Genomic DNA, 15,531 nt, shown 5'->3' with positions numbered 1-15,531 from the left:
CCCTCGTGCGGTTCGCCGCGCAAGGCGGGTTCCAGCTCGGCGTCCGCGGCGTCCTGAGGAGGCTCTTCGCTCGCTCCGCGTCGAGCTTCCTCGTTCGAAGACGTCTCCTGAACCTCCTGGGCTCCGCAGCGAAACAGGTACCCTTGGGAGCCGTTCAGCCCGTGCACCTCGAGCCAACCGCCCAAATGGAGCCACGCGTCACCCGAAACCTCAAGCTGCACGCCCGCGAGCCGGCTCTTGACGTTCAATACGCCCGCCTGTTGCGCGGACACGGGCACGCGCAGCAGAAACGGAAGCCGCTGATGAACGTGGACCACATCGCCGTTCGACGCCTTTTGCACATAGGCTGCAAACACGATCGCGCCCTCAAGCTGGTACGTATCGCGGTCCTGGTCGAACGCGACGATTTCCGTCGCGACGGTCGCATCTTGCACCACATCGCCGGAGGCGACTTGTTCGGCGTAGACTTCTTGATCGACCGGCAGCCGAATCAAGAGTTCGCGCGAAACTTCGGACATTCGAGCCCCTCCTCAAACCGCAGGATTCCACCACCAATCTATGTCCCGCAGGGGCGAGATATGTCGATGGTGCCGCGGTTTGCCGGGGCAAGGGACGGCAAGACGGCGCCTTATCGCCGCCGCTCTGCGATGCGCGGAAAGACGCGCTCCATGGCCGCAATGGTCCGCTCGATCTCGGCCTCGCCGTGCACCATCGACATGAAGCCGCTCTCCAGCTGAGCGGGCGCAAACGCCACGCCCTCCGCCAGCATCTCATGGAAGAAGTCCGCGTAGAGCGCCTGATCCGACGCTTTCGCCGTCTCAAAATCGACGACGGGCCCCTCGTGGAAGAAGAGGCCAAACATGCCGCCGATGGCGTGGCCGGTCGCCGGGAGCCCGTGCGCTGCGGCCAAGCGGCAGAACGCCTCCGCGAGCCTCTGGCCGTAGGCTTCAAGGCGCTCGTAGGCGCCATCGGCCGCCGCCTGTTTCAGCATGCGAAGCGACGTGAGGCCCGCCGCCATGGCGAGCGGATTGCCAGAGAGCGTGCCCGCCTGGTACACGGGCCCCTCCGGCGCGACGAGCGCCATGAGATCGCTGCGCCCGCCGTACGCCCCCACCGGCAGGCCGGCGCCGATGACCTTTCCGAACGTCGTCAGATCCGGCATGACCCCAAACCGCGCCTGGGCACCGCCCAGGCCGACCCGAAAGCCCGTGATGACCTCGTCGAAGATGAGCAGAGCCCCGTGGCGGCGAGTGATTTCGCGCACCGCCTCCAGGTACCCGGGCAGAGGCAGCACGCAGCCCATGTTGCCCGCCACCGGCTCCAAAATCACCGCCGCGATCTCGTCGCCGCGATCGGCAAACAGCTTCTCCATGGCGTCGGCGTCGTTGTATGGCACCGTCAGCGTGCGCTCCGCCACGGACTGCGGCACGCCGGGCGAATCCGGAAGTCCGAGGGCGGCCACGCCCGATCCGGCCTTGACGAGAAACGAGTCAGCGTGTCCGTGGTAACACCCGATGCACTTGACGATGGCCGTCCGGCCTGTGGCGGCGCGAGCCAGGCGGATGGCGCTCATGGTCGCCTCGGTGCCGCTCGAGACCATGCGCACCTTCTCAACCGAGGGCACGAGCTCCACCATCGCCTCCGCCATCTCGGTCTCGAGTTCGGTCGGCACGCCAAAGCTCGTCCCGCGCGCCGCGGTCTCTGTGATGGCGCGCACAATCTCCGGGTGCGCGTGGCCCCAGATGAGCGGGCCCCAGCTCATGAGGTAATCGATGTAGCGGTGGCCGTCGATGTCATACAGGTACGGCCCCTCGCCGCGATCCGCAAAATACGGCGTTCCGCCGACCGCGCGGAACGCACGGACGGGCGAATTCACGCCCCCCACGAGGACGCGCTGCGCCCTCGTGAATGCCTGCTTGGATCGCTCTCCGACCATGTCCACCCCTCCTCAGCGCTCATCCTCCCGCAGCCAGCGAAGCACGTCCGGCGCGTGATACGTGAGAATCAGATCAGCGCCCGCGCGCTTGAACGACGTCATCATTTCCATGACGATGGCGCGTTCGTCGATCCACCCGCGCTGCGCTGCCGCCTTGACCATGCTGTACTCGCCGCTGACGTTGTACGTGGCGATGGGCACATCGAATGCTTCGCGCAGGCGGGCCGTGACGTCCATGTACGCGAGCGCCGGTTTCACCATCAGCATGTCGGCCCCTTCTTCCAGGTCCGATCTCGCCTCGCGCATCGCCTCGCGCCCGTTGGCCGGGTCCATCTGATAGCTCTTGCGATCGCCGAACTGCGGCGCCGAATCCGCCGCGTCGCGGAACGGACCGTAAAACGACGACGCGTATTTCACCGCGTATGAGAGGATGACCACGTCCTCGTATCCGTTCGCATCCAGCGCAGCCCGAATGGCGGCCACGCGCCCGTCCATCATATCGGAAGGCGCCACGATGTCCGCGCCCGCCTGCGCGTGCGACACGGCGGTCTTCGCCAGCAGTTCGAGCGTCGGATCGTTCACAATCTTTCCGTCTTGCACCAGGCCGCACTGGCCGAGCGGATTGTATTCACACAGGCACACGTCCGTCATGACCACGAGGTCGGGGTTTTCCTCCTTGATGGCGCGGATGGCCTCTTGCACCACACCGTGCTCGTGATAGGCGGACGACGAGCGTTCATCCTTCTCGCGAGGAATGCCGAAGAGAATCACCGATTTCAGCCCAATTTCCGACAGAGACGCGATTTCCTTGCGCAGCGCGTCCAGGCCATAGCGCGCCACGCCCGGCATGGACTGGATGGGCGAAGTCCCCTGAAGTCCCTCCTCGACGAACATGGGGTAGACGAGATCGTCCGCGTGGACGCGGTGCTCCCGAACGAGATCGCGCAGATATGGGGTGCGGCGCAGGCGCCGGTGGCGGCGAAATGGAATCATGTGCATCACGCTCCCAACGGATACAAAGTCTCGAGATGGCGAATCAGCGCTTCGTGCGACGGCTCGGGCGGCGGCGCGAGGTGTTGCACGCCCAGTTGACGGAGGGCGCGGGCGGTGGTGGCGCCAAACGGCAGCCAGATGAAACGCCCGGGCGCAAAGATCAGGTCGCGCGCAACGTGCGCGGCGATGGCCGCGACGGCGGACGGGCTGAAGACGACGACGACATCGCCGGTGCGCGCCGTCAGCCGATCCGCGGCCCACGGCTGGAGGACGGTGTCATACACGACCCACTCCTGCACGCGGCGGCCCGCGCGGCGCAGTTCGTCAGGCAGCGCCTCGAGGGTGAGGCGCCCGCGCGGGAAGATGAAGCCGCAAGGCGGTGGACACGTCTCGACGAGCCGCTTTGCAAAGTCCTGCGCGCCGCGCACGCCCGAAAAGCACACGGACTGCGGGGCGACAGATTGAAGCGCTCGCCACGTGCCGGCGCCGAGCGCATAGGCCGCTGGCGCTGCCCGAAGCTTCGCCACGGCCCGTTCGTGCCCTGCGATGGCCCGGACGGCCGCGGACGAGGTGAACACCCACGCGTCGCCGTCCGCCGCGCCAGCAGCAAGCTGCTTCACCGCCTCAGCCAGTGGCACCGTCTCGATGAGCGGCAGATGCTCGGCGGAAAACCCGCGATCGGAAAGCGCTCCAGCGAGGAGAGCGCCCCGATCTCCGGACTGCGTCACGATGATGCCGGGCCGCGGCATCTCAATCACCTCGCCCGGGTCTGAGCCAGTCCGCGGCGCCCTGGCGCAGTGCCTCTTCCGCCAGCGCGATGCCGAGCGCTCGGGCGTCGGCGGCCGTTCGCTCAAGCTGGAGGCAGTGCGAGCCGGACGGATCAGCGACAAACGCGAGCAGGCGGAGGTCGCGCCCGACGGGTTCGGCGTAGGCGCCGATGGGCACCTGGCAGCTTCCCTCCAGCCGCGAGAGGAAGGCGCGCTCCGCCTCGACCGCGCGGGTGGCATCCGGATCCGCGATGGCGGCGAGGCACTGCATCACGTCATCGTCCTCGGCTCGGCATTCGACCGCAAGCGCGCCCTGACCAACCGCGGGGACAAAGCGATCCACGGGAAGGTATTCGGTGATCCTGTCGCCCAGCCCTAGGCGGTGCAGCCCGCTTGCGGCGAGCACGATGGCGTCAAACTGGCCCTCCTCGAGGCGCCGGAGCCGCGTGTCGACGTTGCCGCGAAGCGTGGCCACGACGAGATCCGGCCGGAGGCGGCGGAGGGCCGCTTGCCGTCGCAAGCTGCTGGTCCCCACGCGCGCGCCCGGCGGCAGGTCGAACATCCCTTGGCCCGTCCGGCTGATGAGAGCGTCCCTCGGGTCTTCGCGGCGCGGCACGGCCCCGATGGTGAGGCCGTCGCGCAGTTCAAAAGGGACGTCTTTGAGGCTGTGCACCGCGAGATCCGCCCGTCCCGTAGCGAGCGCTTCCTCGATATCCGCGACAAACAGCCCCTTGCCCCCCACCTCCGACAGGGCCCGATCTACGATCTCGTCGCCGCGCGTCCGGATGGGCACGAGTTCAAAGTCCACGCCGCGCGTCACCTGCTTCAACCGTTCCACCACGTAGTTCGTCTGCGTGAGCGCGAGCGCGCTCCGCCTCGTCGCGACTCGTAAGGTGCGCAACCGTCCATCCTCCCTCGGATCACGGCAGCCTTCCGCCGACAAACAGCAAATTGGAGAGCACCGCGACAAAGCAAAGGATCTGAAAGACCATCATGCCGCGGGTCGCAACTCTCCGGTGCACGCGCCAGACCAAGTAGCTGACATAAAGCATCAGGCAAAACGCCGTGACCATGAACTTGGGCCACGTCAGCAGCCACTGGTGAAGCACCCTGTCGCCCCACCAGAGCCCCGTGACCATGGCCAGAAACAGCAAACCTGCCCCCGTCGCGCTCGCGAACAGCGCCAAGCTGTCGAGCGTGGCGAGCGAAGGCAGGTGCAGATACCAGCGGTCGAACAATCGGCGGCGAAGGCGCGCCTCAAGCACGAGATGCATGAGGGCAAACGAGAAGCTGAACGCAAACGCCGTGTCTCCGAGAACCGCCAGCGCGACATGGAGCGCGAGGAGGCTCGCCGCGGGGAGAAACGGCGCGCTCGACTGCGCCTGCAGACCTCCCGCCAAAAGCGCCAAGCCGAACCCCACGGCGTTCAGCAGCAAGGCCACCGGACTCGACGCGCCGCCGCGCCCCATCGCGACCGTGATGGTGATCATCAGCCACGCGATGAACAGGGCGAGATCGCCACGCGAATAATCTGCCGCGCCGCGCAGAGAAGCCAATCGGCTGAGAAATACCACGGTGACGAGCGCGAAGGCCGCCATAAACAGCCCGTAGCCGACGCGCGGCGATGACGGGCGCGCCTGGGCGAACGCCCACCCCGACCACACGAGCGCCAGCGCATACGCGACCATGCTCAGGACATACCACGTCCCCATGTCGATCGATCACCCTAGGAGAGCGCCGGCCGCGGCACAGCATCAGCCGCATGGGAAGGCGTTTCTCCCCACTCGACGCGAACGCGATTGTGACGCGGCTCCGGCGCCAAGCCAAACAGCGCGGCGAGCGTCTCCGCGTAAGTCGGATCGCCCGACTGCAGCGACAGCTCCTTGACGTTTTTCACAGGCTCGCGCAACAGCTGATGCACGATGCTCATCATGTGCTTGTGAATGACCTTCTGATCCCGCTCCGTGAGGTGCGGCAGTTTGCGGAGGAGACTCGCCATGACCTCGCGCTCGATGGCCTCTCCCCGCTGGTGAAGCGCGGCGATGATGGGCACCACCGCCTGCTCCGCGAGCCATTGCGAGAAGGCCCGCACGCCCTCTTCGATCATCGCCGCCACCGCAGCCTCCTGGCGTACCCGCTCCTCGAGGTTCGCCGCGACGACACCCTCGAGGTCGTCCACGTCGTACCGATACAACGACGCCGAACGCGGCACGTCAGGATCCACGTCCCTCGGTACGGCGATGTCCAGGATGACGAGCGGCCGCCCCCGCCTCGCCGCCAGCGCGTTCGCGACCATTTCCTTAGTCACCACGTACTTCCCTCGGCCGATGGCGCTCAGCACCACGTCGGCGTGGATCAGCGCCTCCGCAATCCCCTCTTCGTCCAGCGGACGAGCGTCCCCTCCGACTTCGCCGGCGAGCGCCCGCGCCCTCTCGAGCGTCCGGTTGAAGATGAGAAGGGACTTCGGCTGTTGGGCGGCAAAATGGCGAGCCGCGAGCCCCGCCATGTGCCCTGCGCCGATCACGACCACCTGTCTCTCGCGAAGCTCTCCGAGCACCTTGCGCGCCAGCTGTACGGCGGCGTAGCTGACGGACACGGCCTCGCGGCCGATGGACGTTTCGGTCTGCGCCCGCTTGCCCACGTGAATGATCTCGCGGAACAGCCGATTGAACACCGAACCGGTCGCCCCCTCCTCAAGCGCTAGCTGGTATGCGTCGCGCATCTGACCCAAAATCTGCGTCTCGCCGAACACCACCGAGTCGAGCCCACACGCCACCCGCATGGCGTGCCGCACCGCATCTTCCCCTTCCCGGAGATAGGCATGGCGCTTGAGCTCGTCTCGATCCACGCCCGCGTGGTTGGCCACAGCGGAGAGCGCAAAATCGGATCCGGCCCGCGCGCTCGGGCCGAGGCCGTAGATCTCGAGACGGTTGCAGGTGGACACCACGACACTCTCGAGGACCGTTCGCGAATCGCGGAGCTGCGTCAAGACGTGACGAACCTCGGTCTCGCCGAGGCTCACGCGCTCACGCAGTTCCACGGGCGCCGTTTTGTGGCTGAGCCCCACGACAAAGATTTTCACGCACCTCACCCCCGCGTCCTCCAACATTATATAGCAGGGGGAGCGCCCGCCCAAGCGCCGAAACCCCTGGGCTGTGACGCTCCCTTGAACGTTCATCGGCGCTTCGGTTCGCGCCTCGCTCCTCACGACTGCTGCTCTGGGTCCGCCGCGGCAAGGGAAAGGTCGGGATCGGACGAGTTGACCTGGTGGCTCGGCGCGTCCGGCGCGGCGAGATCGCCCTCCATGACGGCCCACAGCGCCTCGAGTCCCGTGCGCTTCTCCGCAGAAACCGGCCAGATGTCGACCGGCGTGCGAAGCGTCTCGCGAATCACGTTCACGTGCTTCGAAACGTGGCTTTTCCCGATTTTATCCGCTTTCGTCGCCACCACCGACACAGGCACACCAAGCTCGAGCAGACCCGCGTGAACCGCGACGTCGTCCTTGGTCGGCTCGTGGCGAATGTCGATGAGATGGAAGACTCGCCGCAAGCTCGCCCGTTGGTTCAGATACCGGTCGATCATCGCCGCAAACCGCTCGCGCTGCTGCTTGCTGACTGCGGCGTATCCATAGCCCGGGAGGTCGACAAACCGAAACGCTCCATTGATCAGATAGAAATTGATCTGGCGTGTCTTCCCAGGTTGTGACGAGACGCGCGCGAGCTGCTTTCGGTTCAAGAGCCGGTTGAGCAACGTGGATTTGCCCACGTTGCTCCGGCCGAGGAACGCGAATTCGGGCAACAAGGTCTTCGGCCACTGATCCGGCCGAACCGTCACCGCTTCCAGTTCAGCACTGCGGATGATCACTGGTGCGCCTCTCCCCCTCCGAGTCGGCTGTCCGACCACACTTCCGTCCACCAAGGTTCGTCTGTCAGTGAACCGCCGGCGTGATCGAGCGGATTGTCGACGAGCGCAAGGCGCAAAACCTCATCCATGTGCGAGACCGGAACGAAGGCCACCTCGGACTTCACCAGATCCGGCACGTCGTCGAGGTCTTTGACGTTCCCCTTTGGGATGAGAATGGTGCGAATGCCCGCGCGGTGGGCGGCAAGGCTTTTTTCCTTGAGCCCGCCAATCGGGAGGACTCGGCCGCGCAGCGTGATTTCGCCGGTCATGGCCACGTCGCGGCGCACCTTGATGTGCGTCAGCGCGGAGACCAGCGCGGTGGCCATCGTGATGCCAGCGGAAGGCCCGTCTTTGGGGATGGCGCCCTCCGGGACATGGATGTGAATGTCCACCTTTTCGTGAAAATCCGGCGGGAGCCTTAGGGCGCGGCCGCGGGAACGAACGTACGACAAGGCCGTCTGCGCGCTCTCCTTCATCACGTCGCCCAGTTGCCCCGTGAGCACGAGTTTTCCCGAACCAGGCACGATCGAGACCTCGACCAGCAGAAGGTCGCCGCCCATTTCCGTCCATGCGAGCCCGGCGACCACGCCAACCTGATCCTCCGCCTCTATCTCGCCGAACTCATACTTGCGCGGCCCCAGATACGACTGGAGGACCGAGCTTGTGACCGTCACGCGCTTTGCCTCGCCGGCGGCCACGGCCCGCGCCACCTTGCGGCAGACGGCGGCCAACTGCCGATCCAACTGCCTGACGCCTGCCTCGCGCGTGTAGTGGCGAATGATCTCCAAAAGCACGTCGTCCGAGATGCGAATCCGATCTCCCTTGAGCGCGTGAGCGGCACGCTGTTTCGGCAAAAGGTGCTCCCTGGCGATGTGAAGCTTCTCGATCTCCGTATACCCGGAGAGCTGGATGACCTCCATGCGGTCGCGAAGCGGAGCAGGGATCTGGTAGACATTGTTGGCCGTCGTGATGAACAGCACGTTGGACAGGTCGTATGGAATCTCGATGTAGTGGTCGGAAAACGCGTGATTCTGCTCAGGATCGAGCACTTCAAGCATGGCCGACGCCGGATCGCCCCGAAAGTCGCTGGCCATCTTGTCAATCTCGTCAAGCAAAAACACGGGATTCATGACGCCGGCCTGACGCATGCCCTGTAGAATGCGCCCGGGCATGGAACCGATGTACGTCCGACGATGGCCCCGGATCTCGGCCTCGTCGCGCACGCCGCCGAGCGACACGCGCACAAACGGCCGCTTGAGCGACTTTGCGATAGACCGCGCCAGCGACGTCTTCCCGACGCCAGGCGGTCCGGCCAAACAGATGATGGGGCCCGCCTGCTTGTCGGTGAGCGCCTGCACGGCGATGAACTCCAGGATGCGCTCCTTGACCTTGTCGAGGCCGTAGTGCTCCTCATTCAGAATGCGCTCCGCCCGCGCGACGTCGGCCGACGATTTCGCCATCTCCAGCCACGGCAGCGCGAGCAACCATTCGACGTAATTCCGCACCACTGTGCCTTCGGCCGATGCGGGCGGAATCCGCTCGAGGCGCGCGATTTCCTTTTCCACCCGATCGCGGACGTCGTCCGGCATGGGTTTCGCCGCGAGTTTCTCGCGCAGTTCGTCGACCTCGGCTTGACGCCCCTCTTTGTCCCCGAGTTCGCGCTGAATAGCCTTCATTTGCTCGCGAAGATAGTATTCCTTCTGCGTCCGCTCCATCTGCTTGCGAACGCGCTGGTGGATCTTTCGCTCGAGCTCGAGGACCTCGCGCTCATCCGACAGGATCTGCAAAAGGCGCTCGAGGCGCTTCTCGATGTCGAACGCCTCGAGGATGTCCTGTTTCTCCCGCACCTTCAAGGGCAGGTGGGAAGCCACCGCGTCCGCGAACTGGCCCGGGTGCGACATGTCCACGACCGTCGCGTACGTGTCGAGATCGAGCTTGCGGGACAGGCGCACGTATTGCTCGAACTGCTGGGTGACGGAACGGCGCATCGCCTCGATGGCCGGGGTGGCGGACACCTCCTCGGGCTCATCGTACGTCTCGACGCGCACGGTGAACGACTCCTCTTCCGACACAAACTCGCGCACCACGGCGCGCTTCAGGCCCTCGACCAACACGCGGATGGTCCCGTTCGGCAACTTGAGCATCTGCTTTACACGGGCGAGCGTGCCGACCCGGTACAGGTCGTCCGCGGACGGATCGTCCACCTGGCCGTCCTCTTGGGACGCCAGCACAATGAGGTGGTCGCCCGAGACCGCCTGCTCCAGCGCGCGGACGGACTTCGGCCGACCGACGTCGAAATGCAGGACCATGCCTGGGAACACGAGCAGCCCGCGGAGCGGCAGCAGCGGATACACGTCCTTGGTCTGTGGCGCCGAATGCCCCTCGGTCACCATCCCCCACCTCCGAACTCTCTCCCTGACGATGCCCTTCATTGTATCCAATCGCGGCGGCAAAGTCGAACGCGCCGCGGTGCAGATCTCACTGCGCCAGCGGTTTCTGCATGATGGCCGCCGCCACGTCAGGCCGGACGCCGGGATCATCGAGCCCGCCGACGAGCGAAAGGCGCAGCACGTCTTCCAGCCGTTCGACGGGGACGACCTGAATGTCCGCGCGATGGCGGAAGGACTCCTGCCAATTCGCCTTGGGAATCAGCACGACCTTTGCACCCGCTTCGGCCGCCGCGGCAATCTTCGCCGTCACACCGCCGACCGGACGGACCAAACCCAGGATGGAGAGTTCCCCCGTCATCGCGACGGTATGCAGCACGGGCTCCTTCCGGATGGCCGAGTAAATCGCCACCGCCATGGCGACACCCGCACTGGGCCCATCTACAGGGACGCCGCCCGGAAAGTTGACGTGCAGGTGGTAGTCGGAGACTCGGATGCCAAAAAGGCGGTCCAACGTGGTCAATACATTCTCGAGCGACGACTTGGCCATGCTCTTCCGCCGAACAGAGCGATCCCGCCCGCCAATCGTCTCCTCCTCCACGAGTCCTGTGATGATCAGGCGGCCGTCTCCGGCCGGTGCGGGAGTGGCCGTCACTTCAATCTCGAGCAGCATGCCGATCTGTGGCCCATACACAGCCAGGCCATTCACGACGCCCACTTGCGGCTTGTCCGCCACCTTCCGGTCCGGCCGCGGCGTGAGCCGGCTGAACTCGACGACCCATTCAATATCCTCGCGCCGAATGCTCGCTCGCCGCTCGATCATGGCCATGCTTCCCGCCATCTGGACGAGATTGACCGCGTCGCGCCCATTCGTCGCGTAATCGGCGACGGTTTCCGCCGCGCCCTCTTCGAGCGGCATGCCGAGTTTGTTCGCCGCACCCTCGGCCACCTGGCGAATCTCTTCTCGCGTGAGGGCGCGGAAGAAGATTTCCACACAGCGCGAACGAAGCGCCGGCGGCAACTCCTCTGGCGATCGCGTCGTCGCCCCGACGAGCCTGAAGTCGGCGGGCAAGCCATTCTGAAAGATGTCGTGAATGTGCATCGGAATGTTCGTGTCCTCGCTGCTGTAGTACGCGCTCTCGAGAAACACCTTTCGATCCTCGAGCACCTTGAGCAGCTTATTCATCTGAATCGGGTGCAATTCGCCGATCTCGTCGATGAACAGCACCCCACCGTGCGCCTTCGTGACGGCGCCCTGCTTGGGCTGAGGAATGCCCGCAATGCCCATGGCGCCCGCGCCTTGATAGATCGGATCGTGCACGGAGCCAATCAACGGATCCGCAATCCCGCGCTCGTCAAAGCGCGCCGTGGTCGCATCGAGTTCGATGAACTTCGCATCCGGTTTGAACGGCGAGCCCGGCGTCCGCTTAGCTTCCTCGAGAATCAGGCGGGCGGCCGCCGTCTTGCCGACGCCCGGCGGCCCGTAGATGATCACATGCTGGGGATTCGGCCCGCACAGCGCAGCGCGAAGCGCGCGCACGCCGTCCTGCTGGCCGATGATATCGTCAATTCTTTGCGGCCGGGTGCGCTCCGCAAGCGGTTCCGTGAGCGAGATGGCGCGCATCCGACGCAACTTCTCCAGTTCTTTCTTCGACTCGCGCTCGATGGCGTGTCGGCTCTGATTCTGGGTGCGTAGCAAATTCCAAAAATACATCCCAATCACGAGCGCAAAGAACAGTTGCACGGCTGCCAAAATACTGGCCGTCATCCGGGTCCCTCCCTCTTCCTGCTGCGCTATGCAGTATTGCCCGGCAGGAAGGGGGATAAACGAAGAGCCAGCCCACTGGGGCTGGCCCCAAAACCGCCATCACGCAGTCTCTTCTCGCTGGAAGGGAATGACCGTGCCATCTTTGCGGAGGACAATGGGCGGTCCCTCGCGCAACACGGCAGCCTTCGTGATGATGCACTTTTGCACGTCGTCGCGGGAAGGCAACTCGTACATCACATCGAGCATGATGGACTCAATGATGGCCCTCAACCCGCGCGCGCCCGTGCCCCGGCGAATGGCCTCTTTGGCGATGGTTTCAAGCGCGTCCTCGTGAAACTCCAGCACGACGTTGTCCATGTCCAGCAACTTCTGAAACTGCTTCACAATCGCGTTCTTCGGTTCCGTGAGGATGCGCTTCAAGGCCTCTTCGTCGAGAGCATCCAGCGTCGCAATGACAGGCAAGCGCCCGATGAATTCCGGGATCAACCCGAACTTCAACAGGTCTTCCGGCAACACGTGCTGAAGGATGGCAGAGTCCTTGGCCTCACTGGAGGCCGATCCGGCCGCGCCAAACCCGATGACCTTGCTCCCCAACCGGCGCTTGATGATGGTCTCCAGGCCGTCGAACGCCCCGCCGCAAATGAACAAGATGTTCGTCGTATCAATCTGAATGAACTCCTGATGCGGATGTTTTCTTCCGCCCTGCGGCGGCACGCTTGCGATGGTGCCTTCCAAGATCTTCAGCAAAGCCTGCTGCACGCCCTCGCCGGAGACGTCGCGCGTGATGGACGGGTTTTCCGACTTGCGCGCAATCTTGTCGATCTCGTCGATATAGATGATCCCGCGCTCTGCCTTCTCGATGTCGTAGTCGGCCGCCTGAATCAACTTGAGCAAGATGTTCTCCACGTCCTCGCCGACATAGCCGGCCTCCGTGAGTGACGTGGCATCGGCAATGGCGAACGGCACGTTGAGCGTCCGCGCCAAGGTTTGCGCGAGCAACGTCTTGCCGCTGCCCGTGGGCCCAATGAGCAAGATGTTACTCTTCGACAGCTCCACGTCGTCGTTCTTCTGCGAGCCAGCGTTGATGCGCTTATAGTGGTTGTATACCGCGACAGACAACGCCCGCTTCGCGTGCTCTTGACCAATGACATATTGATCCAAAACCGCCTTGATCTCGGTCGGCTTCGGCACATCCTTCAGCTCGAAGTCGTCGTCTTCACCGAGCTGTTCCTCGACAATCTCGTTGCACAGCTCGATACACTCGTCACAGATATATACGCCGGGGCCAGCAACCAACTTCCGCACTTGCTCCTGCGTCTTGCCGCAGAAGGAGCACTTCAGTTGGCCCTTTTCCTCGTTAAACTTGAACATGGTTCGTTCCCCTCCTGTTACGAGGTTACCACACCGGCCGCACAAGGCAAAGGCATCCGATTTCCCATCTTCACCGAATCGGATGCAGCGGATGCAACACCTCGTCGATCAGGCCATAGGCTTTTGCCTCCTCGGCCGTCATGAAGTGGTCGCGATCCGTATCCCTCTCGATGACCTCGAGCGGCTGCCCCGTCCGTTCGGAAAGCAATCGATTCAACTTATCCTTTGTCTTTAAGATCCACTCCGCGTGGATCTTAATATCCGAAGCCTGGCCCTCGACGCCGCCGAGCGGCTGGTGAATCATGATCTCTGCATTCGGCAGCGCATACCGTTTTCCCTTCTCACCCGCCGCCAACAGGAATGCGCCCATGCTCGCGGCCATGCCAATGCACAACGTGGAGACCGCCGGGCGGATGTGTTGCATGGTATCGTATATGGCCATGCCCGCGGTCACAGAACCGCCAGGGCTGTTGATGTACATTTGAATATCCTTCTCGGGATCGTCGGCCGCCAGGAACAGAAGCTGTGCGACGATCGAGTTCGCGACCTGATCGTCGATCGGCGTTCCCAGGATCACGATCCGATCCTTCAGCAACCGAGAGTAAATGTCATATGTCCGCTCGCCGCGACTCGTCTGTTCGATTACGTACGGAATCGGATAATACATGCAACAGCCTCCCTCTCCCTGCGGCCATGTAGAGCACAAGACAAGGCCCGGGCCTTGTCTTGTGCTTCAATCGCCTCGATTAGTTGTCGGTCGGCGGCACGATCTTCGCCTGTTCCACCAACAAGCGCACCGTCTTGCGCGTCTTGAGATCCGCCCGCAGGCTCGCGAGCTCCGGATCTCGGAAACTCAGGAGCTGGCGCACGCGACCCGCCTCGAGACCTGTCTGCTCAACCATGCGCGCAATCTCCTGTTGCACGTCTTCCTCGGTGACCTCGACCTTCTCCGCGTCAGCGATGGCTTCGAGCACAAGGCTCGTGCGGACATTTTGCTCCGCCAGTTCGCGGTATTGGTCGCGCAATTCCTCCATCGTCAACCCCGTGAACTCCAGGTACGCTTCTAGCGGAATCTGTTGCATTTGCAACTGTTGCGCGAAGTGGCCGATCTGATGATCGATTTCCCGCTCGACCATCACGGGCGGGATCTCGATGGTCGCCCCCTCAGCCACCTTCCTCACGACCTCATTCTCAATATATCGCTCATGGTCGAGTTTTGCCCGCTCTTCGAGTTTCTTGCGAAGGTCAGCGACGTATTCGTCGACCGTCTGAAATTCGCTGACCTCCTGCACAAACTCGTCGTTCAGCTCGCGCAGCACAGGCCGACGGATCTCATGAAGTTTGACGTGGAAGCGCGCCACCTTGCCGCGCAAGGACTTCACGTGATACTCCTCTGGGAAGGTCACCTCGATGTCTCGCTCTTCACCGGGCTTCATGCCAATCAACTGATCTTCAAAGCCCGCCACGAGCGATCCGCTGCCGATCTCCAGCCGGAAGCCCTCGGCCTCTCCGCCTTCGAAAGGCTCGCCGTCCACCGTTCCCTCGAAATCGATGGTGACCACATCGCCCTTTTCGACCGCTCCGTCTTCTACGGTCTCGATCTGGGCATGGCTCCGCAGGATGTTCTGGATCTCCCGTTCCACATCTTCGTCGGTGACCTCGAACACCTTGTCCTGAACCTCGATGCCCTTATATTCACCGAGGTGCACCTCGGGTTTCACGGTGACGGTCGCCTTGAAGATGAAAGGCTTCCCGCTTTCCACCTGGACGACATCGACCGCCGGCTGATCCACCGGCTCGATCCCGGTTTCCATGACGGCTTCTTGATAGGCCTGCGGCAAGAGGATGTTGACCGCGTCCTCGTACAGCGACTCCACGCCAAACCGTTTTTCGAACAGCTTGCGCGGAACCTTTCCCTTCCGGAAGCCCGGAACGACAACGCGCTTCACCACGCGTTTAAATGCCTCATCCAGCGCTTGGGCGAATCGCTCGCTGTCGACCTCCACCTCGAGCACACCCACATTTGCGCCAGTCTTTTCCCACTTTGCTGCCATTCAACCGTTCCTCCTAACTGTGTCCCACAAACCATCCGACGAACCCGCGTGCGCGCGTTCGCGGTCACCACTCTCGCTCGAACCGCGTGCGAGGCCCATCTGTGAATTGAGCACCCCGGTGGGTGCTCATGGCTTGCCCGCGTGGCGTCTCAGGAGGGATTTGAACCCCCGACCCGCGGTTTAGAAGACCGCTGCTCTATCCCCTGAGCTACTGAGACACGAGTGGAGCGGGTGAGGGGAGTCGAACCCCCGCCGCCAGCTTGGAAGGCTGGAGTTCTACCGTTGAACTACACCCGCATATCATACCACCTTCGATAGTTTAGTCGATCAGGCAAGGGATATCAAGATAGCG

General features: G+C 63.7%; 12 protein-coding genes, 2 tRNA genes and 1 pseudogene. All 15 read right to left on the bottom strand.

The features are described from left to right. Nucleotides 1–518: pseudogene (locus tag AS26_RS11590) on the bottom strand (hypothetical protein); the annotation flags it as partial. Nucleotides 519–628: 110 nt separating this feature from the next. After that, a complete protein-coding gene (hemL, locus tag AS26_RS11585; RefSeq protein ID WP_062309689.1) occupies nucleotides 629–1,936 on the bottom strand; it encodes a glutamate-1-semialdehyde 2,1-aminomutase in 1,308 nt (435 codons plus the stop codon). A gap of 12 nt (nucleotides 1,937–1,948) precedes the next feature. Beyond that, nucleotides 1,949–2,929, bottom strand: coding sequence for a porphobilinogen synthase (gene hemB / locus AS26_RS11580; RefSeq protein ID WP_062309691.1), 981 nt, complete (start codon nucleotides 2,927–2,929; stop codon nucleotides 1,949–1,951). 5 nt (nucleotides 2,930–2,934) lie between these two features. Then, complete coding sequence (locus tag AS26_RS11575) at nucleotides 2,935–3,678, bottom strand: uroporphyrinogen-III synthase (protein WP_062309687.1); 744 nt, start codon at nucleotides 3,676–3,678, stop codon at nucleotides 2,935–2,937. 1 nt (nucleotide 3,679) lies between these two features. After that, nucleotides 3,680–4,597 carry a hydroxymethylbilane synthase gene (gene hemC / locus AS26_RS11570; protein ID WP_062309678.1) on the bottom strand — a complete coding sequence of 306 codons (918 nt, stop codon included), beginning with the start codon at nucleotides 4,595–4,597 and terminating at the stop codon, nucleotides 3,680–3,682. A 19-nt stretch (nucleotides 4,598–4,616) separates the two neighbouring features. Further along, the gene (gene ccsA / locus AS26_RS11565; RefSeq protein ID WP_245629747.1) at nucleotides 4,617–5,408 is read right to left on the bottom strand and encodes a cytochrome c biogenesis protein CcsA; all 792 of its coding nucleotides are present in this window, start codon (nucleotides 5,406–5,408) and stop codon (nucleotides 4,617–4,619) included. A 14-nt stretch (nucleotides 5,409–5,422) separates the two neighbouring features. After that, nucleotides 5,423–6,787, bottom strand: coding sequence for a glutamyl-tRNA reductase (hemA, locus tag AS26_RS11560; protein ID WP_245629746.1), 1,365 nt, complete (start codon nucleotides 6,785–6,787; stop codon nucleotides 5,423–5,425). A gap of 113 nt (nucleotides 6,788–6,900) precedes the next feature. Then, nucleotides 6,901–7,560 carry a ribosome biogenesis GTP-binding protein YihA/YsxC gene (gene yihA, locus AS26_RS11555; RefSeq protein ID WP_062309672.1) on the bottom strand — a complete coding sequence of 220 codons (660 nt, stop codon included), beginning with the start codon at nucleotides 7,558–7,560 and terminating at the stop codon, nucleotides 6,901–6,903. Further along, nucleotides 7,557–9,992, bottom strand: a complete 2,436-nt coding sequence (lon, locus tag AS26_RS11550; RefSeq protein ID WP_062309670.1) for an endopeptidase La — start codon at nucleotides 9,990–9,992, stop codon at nucleotides 7,557–7,559. The genes yihA and lon overlap by 4 nt, the downstream gene beginning before the upstream one ends. Nucleotides 9,993–10,077: 85 nt before the next feature. After that, complete coding sequence (gene lonB / locus AS26_RS11545) at nucleotides 10,078–11,754, bottom strand: ATP-dependent protease LonB (RefSeq protein ID WP_062309668.1); 1,677 nt, start codon at nucleotides 11,752–11,754, stop codon at nucleotides 10,078–10,080. A gap of 99 nt (nucleotides 11,755–11,853) precedes the next feature. Further along, nucleotides 11,854–13,125, bottom strand: coding sequence for an ATP-dependent protease ATP-binding subunit ClpX (gene clpX, locus AS26_RS11540; RefSeq protein WP_062309666.1), 1,272 nt, complete (start codon nucleotides 13,123–13,125; stop codon nucleotides 11,854–11,856). 70 nt (nucleotides 13,126–13,195) lie between these two features. Next, the gene (gene clpP / locus AS26_RS11535; protein WP_062309664.1) at nucleotides 13,196–13,792 is read right to left on the bottom strand and encodes an ATP-dependent Clp endopeptidase proteolytic subunit ClpP; all 597 of its coding nucleotides are present in this window, start codon (nucleotides 13,790–13,792) and stop codon (nucleotides 13,196–13,198) included. A gap of 79 nt (nucleotides 13,793–13,871) precedes the next feature. After that, nucleotides 13,872–15,179, bottom strand: a complete 1,308-nt coding sequence (tig, locus tag AS26_RS11530; protein WP_062309661.1) for a trigger factor — start codon at nucleotides 15,177–15,179, stop codon at nucleotides 13,872–13,874. 142 nt (nucleotides 15,180–15,321) lie between these two features. Further along, nucleotides 15,322–15,397: transfer RNA gene (locus AS26_RS11525), tRNA-Arg, on the bottom strand. Nucleotides 15,398–15,402: 5 nt separating this feature from the next. Further along, nucleotides 15,403–15,476: transfer RNA gene (locus AS26_RS11520), tRNA-Gly, on the bottom strand. Nucleotides 15,477–15,531 lie beyond the last annotated feature (55 nt).

Origin of the sequence: Alicyclobacillus sendaiensis NBRC 100866 (assembly GCF_001552675.1) — a bacterium.
Taxonomy (GTDB): domain Bacteria; phylum Bacillota; class Bacilli; order Alicyclobacillales; family Alicyclobacillaceae; genus Alicyclobacillus; species Alicyclobacillus sendaiensis.
This window is presented reverse-complemented; position numbering and strand designations above follow the sequence as displayed.